Origin of the sequence: Pseudoalteromonas sp. S3178, assembly GCF_005886985.1 — a bacterium.
Classification (GTDB): domain Bacteria; phylum Pseudomonadota; class Gammaproteobacteria; order Enterobacterales; family Alteromonadaceae; genus Pseudoalteromonas; species Pseudoalteromonas carrageenovora.
The window spans coordinates 23,449-34,606 of the sequence record NZ_PNCW01000003.1 but is presented as its reverse complement, the minus strand read 5'-3'; the positions used below and the strand labels follow the sequence as shown (position 1 = coordinate 34,606).

The 11,158-nt window shown below is 38.4% G+C and carries 12 protein-coding genes; 7 read left to right on the top strand and 5 right to left on the bottom strand.

What is annotated here, in order from left to right; all coding sequences use genetic code 11:
- Positions 1–325: 325 nt before the first annotated feature.
- The 3 genes from CWC11_RS00425 to CWC11_RS00415 all read right to left on the bottom strand — a co-directional run bounded on the left by CWC11_RS00425 (position 326) and on the right by CWC11_RS00415 (position 2,578).
- On the bottom strand, positions 326–763 hold the full coding sequence (locus CWC11_RS00425) for an OsmC family protein (RefSeq protein WP_138681144.1): 438 nt from the start codon (positions 761–763) through the stop codon (positions 326–328).
- A 173-nt stretch (positions 764–936) separates the two neighbouring features.
- Complete coding sequence (locus tag CWC11_RS00420; RefSeq protein ID WP_138681143.1) at positions 937–1,074, bottom strand: DUF2256 domain-containing protein; 138 nt, start codon at positions 1,072–1,074, stop codon at positions 937–939.
- On the bottom strand, positions 1,064–2,578 hold the full coding sequence (locus CWC11_RS00415) for a cryptochrome/deoxyribodipyrimidine photo-lyase family protein (protein ID WP_138681142.1): 1,515 nt from the start codon (positions 2,576–2,578) through the stop codon (positions 1,064–1,066). The genes CWC11_RS00420 and CWC11_RS00415 overlap by 11 nt, the downstream gene beginning before the upstream one ends.
- A 189-nt stretch (positions 2,579–2,767) precedes the next feature.
- On the opposite strand from CWC11_RS00415, the gene CWC11_RS00410 reads away from it, so the two are divergent.
- From CWC11_RS00410 to CWC11_RS00390, 5 genes are all read left to right on the top strand, one after another.
- Positions 2,768–3,373, top strand: coding sequence for a flavin reductase family protein (locus CWC11_RS00410; protein WP_138681141.1), 606 nt, complete (start codon positions 2,768–2,770; stop codon positions 3,371–3,373).
- A gap of 93 nt (positions 3,374–3,466) precedes the next feature.
- Positions 3,467–5,056 carry a YHYH protein gene (locus tag CWC11_RS00405; RefSeq protein ID WP_138681140.1) on the top strand — a complete coding sequence of 530 codons (1,590 nt, stop codon included), beginning with the start codon at positions 3,467–3,469 and terminating at the stop codon, positions 5,054–5,056.
- Positions 5,057–5,065: 9 nt separating this feature from the next.
- A complete protein-coding gene (locus tag CWC11_RS00400; protein ID WP_138681139.1) occupies positions 5,066–5,596 on the top strand; it encodes a hypothetical protein in 531 nt (176 codons plus the stop codon).
- Positions 5,596–7,050, top strand: coding sequence for an ATP-binding protein (locus CWC11_RS00395; RefSeq protein WP_138681138.1), 1,455 nt, complete (start codon positions 5,596–5,598; stop codon positions 7,048–7,050). The genes CWC11_RS00400 and CWC11_RS00395 overlap by 1 nt, the downstream gene beginning before the upstream one ends.
- Positions 7,051–7,058: 8 nt before the next feature.
- Positions 7,059–7,733, top strand: coding sequence for a response regulator (locus tag CWC11_RS00390; protein WP_138681137.1), 675 nt, complete (start codon positions 7,059–7,061; stop codon positions 7,731–7,733).
- 17 nt (positions 7,734–7,750) lie between these two features.
- Here CWC11_RS00390 and CWC11_RS00385 read toward each other — a convergent pair whose 3' ends face one another.
- Positions 7,751–8,605 (bottom strand): PA4780 family RIO1-like protein kinase, encoded by an 855-nt coding sequence (locus CWC11_RS00385; RefSeq protein ID WP_138681136.1) that lies wholly within the window; start codon positions 8,603–8,605, stop codon positions 7,751–7,753.
- Positions 8,606–8,855: 250 nt separating this feature from the next.
- On the opposite strand from CWC11_RS00385, the gene CWC11_RS00380 reads away from it, so the two are divergent.
- Both CWC11_RS00380 and CWC11_RS00375 read left to right on the top strand, forming a co-directional pair.
- Positions 8,856–9,131 (top strand): EF-hand domain-containing protein, encoded by a 276-nt coding sequence (locus CWC11_RS00380; protein WP_138681135.1) that lies wholly within the window; start codon positions 8,856–8,858, stop codon positions 9,129–9,131.
- A 12-nt stretch (positions 9,132–9,143) separates the two neighbouring features.
- On the top strand, positions 9,144–9,596 hold the full coding sequence (locus tag CWC11_RS00375; RefSeq protein WP_138681134.1) for a hypothetical protein: 453 nt from the start codon (positions 9,144–9,146) through the stop codon (positions 9,594–9,596).
- A 108-nt stretch (positions 9,597–9,704) separates the two neighbouring features.
- Here the strand turns inward: CWC11_RS00375 and CWC11_RS00370 are convergent, their stop codons facing one another.
- On the bottom strand, positions 9,705–11,084 hold the full coding sequence (locus CWC11_RS00370) for an FG-GAP repeat domain-containing protein (RefSeq protein ID WP_138681133.1): 1,380 nt from the start codon (positions 11,082–11,084) through the stop codon (positions 9,705–9,707).
- Positions 11,085–11,158 lie beyond the last annotated feature (74 nt).

The following is an 11,158-nucleotide window of genomic DNA, read 5'->3' as shown; positions in this document are numbered from 1 at the left end:
CGCATGTTTGTCATTTATGCTGCGTTATCGCCTATTTATGGGGAGTAACCACACTTCATAGGCTCTGCCTTGCCTAAAAACCAAACATACTGCTGCAAATTCAACCATCAAAGATCAACACGCCCTAATATTTTTTACAGCAATTAATATAATTACATCGCCAAATAATTTATGGGTAGTTTGGCCTGCGTTGGGTATGGGGATTGCGCTACTTAAAGATATGTTAGATTTAACCACTTCAAAAAGGTGTGGGTAGTGCATAGTAAGCCAAGTAATAATTTACTTGGCTTAAGCTTCTTAATTTTAGGGTTTAAGTATTAGCGGTTTATGAGGCGCTTTCGAGCGTTGCATCAAGTGATATCTCGGTATTGAGCAGCTTTGAGATAGGGCACCCTTTTTTAGTTTGCTCACACAATGCCTGAAATTGCTCGTTAGCAATATCTTTAATATGTGCGTTTACTTCAAGTGCTATTTGCGTCACTGCAAACCCATCATCTACTTCATCGAGGCTTACTGTGGCTTTGGTATCAATTTTATCGGCTGTAAAGCCAGCATCACCTAATGCAAGTGACAACGCCATACTAAAACATGCACTATGCGCCGCACCTACTAGCTCCTCAGGGTTTGACCCAGGCTCATCTTCAAAGCGGGTATTAAAGCCATACGGTTGTTTATCAAGTGCGCCACTTTGTGTAGAAATACTGCCTTTGCCTGTTTTAATATCACCAGACCACGTTGAGTTTGCCGTTTTATTAATCGTCATCATCTTCTCCTTGCTATGAATGTAAGCTTTTCAGACCTAATAAGCGTTATTTACATAAAAGCTTGAGTAAGGCCCTGTAAAGCACAGTTAGTAGTAACGCTGCAAAATAAGCGCCAGTTAGTAAACACTGATTTGGAAGAGTGATGAAATCTAATTTTAAAGATAAATAGGCGCTAATTTTTATTACGTTTACAACGCTCTGAGCAGTAAATAACGTTATCCCAATCGTGTTGCCATTTTTTACGCCATGCAAATGGCTTATTACAAACAGGGCATATTTTTTGTGGCAGATGTAATTTTTTATGCGCCATGCTGATGACTCTTAGTTTTTTGTTTTACTGTGCGAGTAAGCCCCACGTGTCTTTTTAATATATTAGGAATAGCACGCCTAACGTCTGCTCGCTCGCGGTATTGCCATAAGCGTTCGCGTGCTTGCTTTGAAGCATCGGTTAAATCAAGCATGGGTTCTGGGTAATCTTCTCCTAATTTAAAGTCGTTAAATAATGCTTCCATTGGTGTTTGTTGCCAAGGCTCGTGTAAATATTCTATTGGTAGTTTTTCTAGTTCGGGGCACCACTTTTTAATAAAGACGCCGGTTGGATCTTGGTCTTCAGATTGCTTAATCGGGTTGTAATGCCTAATAGTATTAATACCCGTAACAGAGGCCTGCATTTGTATTTGCGGGTAGTGAATACCAGGTTCAAAGTCTAAAAAGTAATTTGCCAGCGGTAAACTTGCCTGCTGCCAACTGATATTTAAATGATGTGTTACAAAGCTTACAAGCATAGCGCGCATTCTAAAGTTGATATAACCGGTTGCTTTTAAGCAGCGCATGCAAGCGTCAATAATGGGGATACCCGTTTGGCCTTGTGCCCAGCGCTCAATATCGCGTTCTACATGCTCATCGGTACGATACGGAAATACATGATAACCCGGGTTTAATGCTTTAAATTCCATCGTGCATTCGCTCTCAAACTTTTGCATAAAATGGCAATGCCAATGCAAGCGCGATACAAATGCAGCAAGTGGACGCTTCCAGCCTTTTTTATTGGGGTGTTTTGAATGGTATTCATCAATAGCCTTTTGGTACACCTGTTTAAGGCTTATATTACCCCACGCTAAATAAGGCGAAAGCCTAGAGCAATGAGTACGGCTTAAACTTGGGCTAGATATTCCTTTTTGATACCCCTTGCCGCGCTCTGCAAAAAAACTGTGTAATACACTATGGGCTTGTAATGGCCCGCCTATTTGAAAGTTGTCATTTTCTTGAGTATAGCTTTTTGGCAGCTCTGGAATGACATAGTTATTAAGCGCAACGGTATTTATGTTTTTCCAATTAGGGGTTGCGATGTCGGCTTGCATTGTTTGTTGCCAACGTTCGTTCCAATGACTGCGATTTTTTTTGCCACGAATAACAGCGCCCGTTTGTGACTCAAACCAGTTAATATTATGTGTTTGACACCAATGGCTAACTAACTTATCTCGATCAAAGGTGTTATTTAGGCCAATTTCTTGATGGCTAAATATATTTTCTATACGGTATTGTGGGTTTAAGGTGCTCAATAGCTCAAGCATGTCTTGGTTAAAAACATAAAGGGTTGCATTAAAGCGCTTAAGCTGCGTATTTATTTCCAATATAGATTGATAAACAAATCGCCAATGTCGCTCGTTATAATGCGGATCTGCAAGCATAAGTGGCTCAAAATTATAGAGCAGTAATGTGGGTAAACCATTACTAAATGCATTTTTAAGTGGCTGATGATCGCTAAGGCGTAAATCGCGTTTAAACCACACTATGTTTATTTTTTTAGGCATGTATTTGTTTATAACTTTAAATAATAAAATTAACTCATTACTAATTTAGGTTTGCTAGGTTTATAACTTATGCTGTGGTTAAATCAGTCTAAGTTTTAATATTAATAATTAAACTAGCGCGAGTTTGTAGGTACTTATACGCAAGATATTAAAATTACGATTTAGCTTTAAATATTAAAAAGGAAAAATATGTTTTTAGATTTAACTAAAAATAAAGATTTGAATGTGTACTCATACCTAGTGGGGGGGATCAGCCCTCGTCCTATTGCATGGGTAAGTACATTAAATGAAGATGGAGTGGCAAATGTTGCGCCATATTCTTTTTTTACTGTAGCGAGCTGTAACCCGCCAGTACTGAGTGTTACGCAGGTAAACCCTCGAGATAAAGCAATTAAAGATACTTTAGCGAATGTATTAGCTACTAAAGAGTGTGTAGTTAATATTGTAAGCCATTCTCAGGTTGAAAAAATGAATCAAAGCTGCGCAAACTACGCCAGTGATGTGAGTGAATTTGATGCGGCTAATATTACTAAAGTAGCGAGTGAAATGGTTGCCACCCCAGGTGTTGCCGATTCAAAAGTACGCTACGAATGTAAGCTCAGAGAAGTGATTACTTTTTCAAACGAACCCGGTGGTGGGCAAATGATACTGTTAGATATTGTTGGTATTTGCGTTGAAGATGAAACATTTATTGATGGCTATATAGATCCTACTAATTTAGATTCAGTAGGGCGCATGGGCGGAGATTACTACGCAACCACAAGGGATAAATTTGCTGTTAAACGTCCATCATAGTGTGGGCGTTTAATCTTTCATAATTCGTGCACATTGTTTGCACTTTTACTTGTTAACTTTATTTTATTAAACGTTAATGTAAAAGGTTAAATAGTGAAAGTACAATTTAAAAATAATACCTCAAACATCACTAAATTATTTGCGTTAAGTACACTGTGTATAGCTTTAACGGCATGTAACAGCGACTCAGCAAACACAACGTCAGACAGCGATACTGTTAGTAATAGTGTCCCTAGCGTTGATGCGGGTATTGATCAAACAGTTAACGCAGGCGATACCGTTTATTTAAATGCAAGCGTTGAAGATGATGATGACGTATCTGTTACATGGTCACAGTCATCAGGGACTGCTGTTACTCTTACATCAAGTACAACATTAACGAGCGAATTTACCGCGCCAGAAGTACTCGCTGATGAATCGCTAGTATTTGAGTTAAGCGCAGATGATGGCGTAAATAGTGCTGTTATTGACACCGTTACAATTAATGTTGTTGCCTCTGTGGCTGTATCAAATACAGATGCAAAGCTTGCAAGCTGGATAATTAACAACGATACCACATCTACTTATATTCAAAATAATGGTGGTGTTGTTGAAGATGTGCAGTCGGTCGAACTGGTAACTGTATCTGAACAAAGCGCTGATGTTGAATACATGTATGTGCAGGCAACGGATATTCCAAAATATGATATTACCCTTACGCAAGATCAAGTTGATGCGTTAAACAATCGCCCGCGCGCACCAAGCGATTTTTATAATGGGGTTACCTCTGCAGTTGCAGGACAAACCGTTTTATTTGGCGAAGACATTGGCTATAAAAGCAGTACTCAAAACTGTAATGACACTGGTGGCGCAGGTTATTGGCCACCAGGACCAAGTTGCCCTACAGAACAAAGTGTAGAGGCTTACTTTCCCGTTACGCCTACTGATTTATCAGACACCGATACATGTGAAACAGGTTTAGGCACTGTTGGCTTAATGGTAAATGGTACCAGTATATTTAACTGGGGTGATGGTATGAGTTATAGCAATAATGTGTGGTACACGCTAGCCCCAATTGCAGAGCAATATGATGTTGATATATGTGGTGGACATGCTGCAAATGGGGAATACCATCATCATTTTTACACAAGTTGTTTAGCTGATTTATTAGAAGATGATGGCGATGCACATTCTCCTATTTATGGTTTTGCAGCCGATGGTTATCCTCTTTATGGCCCATACGAAAGTAATGGAGAGCTTGCTTTAAGTGGATGGGAAATGCGTGACTATGGTGCTCCAACAAGTGAAGGGGGTTGTGATAGCGAAGGAGAGCGAAGCTGTACATTAGTTGATCAGTACGATATTAGCCAAGGTACGCAAGAAAGTGAAGCAGGTCCGGATATAGGTGAAGAAGTAACAACACTTTCTGGAAATACACTTAATGCTGACGATGGTTACTATTTTGAAGACTATTATTACGCCCATAAAACGGTAACAGGCGCTCAACTTGATGAGCACAATGGCCATGATACAAATGATGGCAAGGGCTATCATTACCATATAACACTCACGCTAGATAGCGACGGTAAATTACAACCTTCATTTCCTTATCAAATAGGCCCGCGCTTTAAAGGTGAGCTTGCTGATAACTCTATTGGTAGCTGTGATACTGGCGAAACGATGGGTCCGCCGCCAGGCGCTTAAGGAGTTTCTATGCGTTATATTAAATACGCACTGATCCTTGTTACTACTGCGCTATTGAGCTTTAAGCTCTTTGCGCAGCAGGAAATGATGGATCATAGCCACATGCCTATCGCAGTGCCAAATGATGCACCTACACCTGCGCTGAGTCTTGCGTTAATAAAAGATAGTATGTCGGGCTATAACTTAATACTAGACACTCAACGTTACGATCTATCGGTACCGCCGGCGGGAAAGATGAATATGCAGCAAATGATGACTGCTACGATAAATCCCAATAACGGGTTTTTACAAGGGCATGCACATTTGTATATTAATGGCGTTAAAATACAACGAATATACGGACATGCACTACATTTACCCTCGTCTTTATTTAAACGTGGTATAAATACTGTATCAGTGACTCTTAATAATCATGGGCATATGTACTGGACAGCACAAGGTAAAAAAATAGTCGCTACGTTGTATATTAACGACGAAAGTGAAAAGTTAATAACGTACAGATTTGAAAGCTTCCCAAGTAAGGTTGAAGACGAAGATTAATGAAAATTCATAACAAACTTTTTTTAATTTTATTTAGTTTCACATTCAGTATTATTGCTGGGTTGGTTGGGCTTATACAGTACAGTATAGGCCAAGGCGTTATTGATTTTGTAAACGCAAAAGAAGTAAAAGCGCTTGAGCCTTTAACTGTGACACTGGCTCAAAAATATGAAAAAAAACCATCGTGGGATTACATTATTGGCAGTGATATGCAATTTTTGAGGTTAGTTGAATCTCAGTTGCGCTCAAGCCAGTTTTTATCTGATTTACCCGATATACCACAAAGACCTTTTATGCGAGAAGATAGAAGGCCTAGAAATCACGAACGTTTTGAACAACGAGAGCGCCGACCACCACCTGAACATACAGCACATTATGCTTTGCTTGATGAAAATGGGCAGCGTATTTTCGGTAAATATTTTAACGATTTAACCTATATAAAAACCCCCATTGTTGTAGATGATAATGTTATTGCATATCTTGCAGTGTCTAAAAGAGATAGTTTGGCTGATGGTTATGAACTCGACTTTTTAGAGCAACAAACTAACTATGTTTGGCTGATAGCGTTAACTGCGGTATTACTCACACTTTTATTATCCTTTTTACTTTCACGCCACTTGGTTGATCCGGTTAAACAAATAGCAAGCGGTATGCATAAGCTTACGAAAGGGCAATATAGCACTAAGCTTTCATTGGATCGAAAAGACGAATTAGGCCAACTAAGTGAAGACTTTAATACACTTGCGTTTACACTTGCTAAAGACGAGCAAGTACGTAAGCGTTGGCTTGCTAATATTTCACATGAGCTAAGAACACCCATGAGCATTTTACTTGGTGAGCTTGAAGCTATGCTACTTGGCATACGCGAGCCCAATAGTAAAAATATTAGCTCTGCCAATGATGAAGCGCTTCATTTAAAACGCTTAATTGACGATTTGCATATGTTAAATAGCGCTGAACTTGGTGGTATGCACTACACCAAACAACCAACTGATATTGGTTTATTATTAAACTCTATTGAGCAAAAATACCAAGTATTATTTGAGCAGCATAAAATAAATTTTTATTTATTAAATAGCGCTAAACATGCCATTGTTGAAGCAGATAAAACACGTATATTACAGTTGCTTGATAATATTTTAATGAATGCAGTGCACTACGCACAGTGCTCAACTATTTCTTTAACTGCCAGTAACGTAGAGATTAAAAGCCAGCCTTATTTAGAAATGACGATAGAAGACAATGGTGTAGGCGTTGATAAAGCGCACTTGTCGCACTTATTTGAGTACTTATACCGCGTTGACAGCGCTCGAAATCGACAAGAAGGTGGCTCTGGTTTGGGCTTATCAATTTGCCAACATATCGTTAAAGGTCATCAGGGTGAAATAACAGCTGAAAAAGCAAGTTTAGGTGGTTTAGCGATTATTATTCGCCTGCCTTTAGTAAAGGTTTAGAGGACAGTATGGAAGATCAGATACTTATTGTTGAAGACGAAATAAAATTAGCACACTTAATGAGCGACTTTTTAACAAGTCATCATTACGCAACACATATCATTCATCATGGTAATGAGGTATTACCTTGGCTTGAACACAACAGACCAAGCTTAATATTGCTCGATATAATGCTACCCGGACAAAGTGGTATTGAGCTGTGTAAAGCGATAAGAAAGTTCTCTAATGTGCCTGTTATTATGGTATCGGCAAAAGTAGAGGAAATAGACCGTTTACTCGGCCTAGAATTAGGAGCCGATGATTACATATGTAAACCGTTTAGCTATGCTGAGCTGGTGGCGCGTGTAAAAGCTATTTTAAGGCGCTTAACAAGCGTTGGTGAGCTTAGCTCATCAACAATGAAGCTAGATGAAAGTACTTACAGTGTTCAATACAAAGCAACCAGTATAGAGCTTACAAATTTTGAGTTTCAGTTATTTAAACCTTTATTTAATAACCCAAATCGTATTTTTTCGCGTGATAGCTTAATGGATACTATGTATGCAGACCAACGTATTGTAAGTCATCGTACTATCGACAGCCACATTAAAAAGTTACGTAAAAAATTAGATGAAGTCACCCAAACCGACAGTGTTATTCAATCGGTTTATGGGGTGGGTTATCGATTTGTTCATCCTCAATAGTTAAGCTTTGAGTATTTTTATTCTTCGTCAGCGTTTTTAATACGTTCTAAACGGTCGAACTCTTCATATTCGGCCGCCTGAATCTCATCAAGAATAGCATCTACGTCAGCAGCTTCGGTGCTGTCTTCAAATTCACCGCTTAAGGTTGTATTTGGCGTTAGGCTAGCTTCTTCAAATAAAGCCCAGATTTCTTTAGCGTATTGCGTTTTTAATAAACTCGGCGCAAATTCACCGTAGTAACGGCGCATATTGTTTACATCGCGAGTAAACATAGCTTGAGCACTGTTATTAGCTGCTGCGTTAACGGCTTGAGGTAGGTCTATTATTACAGGTCCATTAGTATCTACAAGCACGTTAAACTCAGATAAGTCACCATGAATAATACCCGTGCAGAGCATAAGTTTGATGTAATGAATCATCATTTTATACTGCTCTATCGCTTGCTCTTCGGTAAGCGTTACATGACCTAATTGTGGGGCAACATCACCATCTTCATCACACACAAGCTCCATTAACAGTACGCCATCAATACAATAATAAGTGTCGGGAACTCTTACACCTGCGCGTGATAAACGTGAAAGGGCGTCTACTTCAGCATTTTGCCAAATTTCTTCTTCTAATTGACGGCCATAGCTTGAACGTTTACCCATTGCACGCGCTTGCCGTCCGCCTCGCACTTTGCGGCCTTCTCGATATTGAGCTGCTTTTTTAAAGCTACGCTTAACAGCATCTTTGTAAACTTTAGCGCAGCGAATTTCACCACTACTACGTACTACAAATACATCGGCTTCTTTACCACTCATTAAGCGGCTGATCACTTCGTCGATTAAACCATCATCAACAAGAGGTTGTAGGCGTTTAGGTATTTTCACAGTTGTACTACTAGAAAAATTGGAAGGTTAAACATGTAATTTAATGAGTCCTTAAATATTTGTAATGTGTATTAACAGTATACGCTAGCTGTTTAATACTGTGCACAATAACCGAAATTATGACTAAGGTAAAAATAACATGATAAAAACCGAGTTTATTTTCACTTCCTTATTGTTTGCACATTGTTTGCTATTTTCAAGCGTAATATATAAATACACCCTAATTAATATTTTACGCAAGGTTACCACTATGAAGCATTTTTCAATCTTTGCAGCTGCTACATTATTATCAGTGGCTTTTTCTGCCAATGTGGCCGCTAGAGGCGGTGATAACCCACCACCTAAACCTGACTTTTCAAGTATAGATGCAGATGGCGATGGTGTTATAAGCCTTGCTGAATTTAGTGAGAGCGCGCCGCCACAAGGTGATGCGCAAACTATTTTCGATGAAATAGACGCTGATGGGAATGGCGAAATTAGCGAACAAGAATTAAGTGAACATAAGCCACCACGCCGTAGTCGTTAAAGGAGATTCAAAATGATCAACAGTATTGGTAGTTCATCGAGTTTTATGACTCAACAAAGTAGCCAAGTGAGTGCTTTAACCACTGAACAAACTGACTTTGTAAAAGAAACACTTGCTGAGTTTGATGCAGAAAACTTAAGTGCAGAAGACGCGCAAAGTATTCAAGCAGCATTTGAAGAGCAAGGTATTTCGCCTACAAAAGAGCTTGCCGATTTAATGAGTGAGCTTGAATTTGATGCTAAAAGCATTGGCGATGTAGGGCGTCCTGAAGGGCAGCGCCCGCCGCCACCGCCACAAAACTCATTAGAGTCTGTTGATACTGACGAAGTAGTAAGTTACTTAGATGAGTTACTTACTGAATATTCAAGCCAGCTATCTGATGAAGATAAAGAGTCAATCTTGTCTTCAGTACAAGAAAAATTTGGTTTAAGTGAAGGCGATTCACTGCTAAATGTAACAGCTTAGGTGTTATAACTTGAGGTAAAGCTGACTGTTTATCCTTAGGTCTTAAGTCCAAAGCTCGGTTAATGTGTTTAACATTGCCGAGCTTTTTTTGTTGGCTTTTTAAAATGTTTAATTTAATTGGGTTTTGATTTTGCTGGTGCCGTCTTTTTCTGTAAATTTAAATACAAAGTCTTTTTTACCGTCTTGGTTTATATCAACCAGCAAAATATCTTTATTATTTTTGGGAAGTGTTAATTTTAGTTTTTTACGTTTTTTATTAAGTAAAGAGTCTTGTTCTCCATAATAAATATATAGTGTTTTTTTGCTGTATTTATACACCGCATCTATTTGGCTATCGCCGTTAATGTCTCCTAAATAAAGCGCAGGCGCAGAATCATTACCATTCATGCCAATTTCCATTTCTAAATCAAGCTCAATACTCGATTTATTGGCAAACGAACCATCACTTTGCTGTTTATATAAATTCATTTCTACATCAACATCTGTGCTACCACCGCCCATAGCCATAGACGCAATTGTGCCTAAACCAATATCTAAATCCATTTTTTGTAAATCAATTAAGCCATCGTTGTTAAAGTCTGTTTTTAGCAATAACTCGCTCGGACCCTGTGTTTCAAATAAGTTTATAGGCGTTGTGCTAAAGCCGCTTTCATTTCCTAAATACAGAGTATGGGCAATCTTTATATCGAGTGAGTCCATACCTTGTGCTGGCTTAAATTGCCTAGTAGTAAAATCTAAAAAACCATCGTTATTTACGTCAATTAGTTGCTTAATTTTTCGGGTTTCGCCGTTACTTAGCTCACCTAGTTCAATATTAAAACTAATTGGAGTTAAGGTACTTGTATAACCCTTATTATTTGCTAGTAAAACATCAGCGCCAAAGTCGCTTGCAAACACTAAGTCGTTTAGGCCATCTTTATTAACATCAATAATGACTGGTTTATTATTTATATTTACTTCGAGGGTTAAGCCTTTTTTAGAAAAACGGCCTTCGTATTGAGCTGCTTGCTCAAAGGTATGAGGGATAAATTTCCCTTCATTATTCTGTATATACAAAGTACTGCTAGTTAAATCGGGAATTAAAATATCGCTAAGGCCATCGTTATTGGCATCAAAAACAAAATTTATTTTTTCAAAATTATCGACTTTTAATTGGCTGATCACTGAGCTGTAATTAAATAAAAGCTCAGCTTCTCCTGATGTACTTTTATAAACACCGTTATCAGTTAACACTAGCGCCTGTTTATCTGTTGTATTTGCAATAGTGGCTACATCAAAACCAAAAGCATTTTTAGGTAAAGTTAGCTCATGACTTTTTGAGGTTAGTAAATTAATTACCTCTAGTTGCTTTAACTCTTTGTTATAAGCAAATAAAGTGGGAGAGTCGGTAGTGATTAACTCGTCCGAGGTTTTAATCACCATTGTTTGTGCAAAAGCACCAATAGGCGTAAGTACAATAGCGAGTGAGTAACAAAGAGGCTTTAGCATGTTAAATCCTTTTATAAAAATTAATACCATTACAAATAGGTTCAAATGTAATGATTTAGATGCATTAGACTACG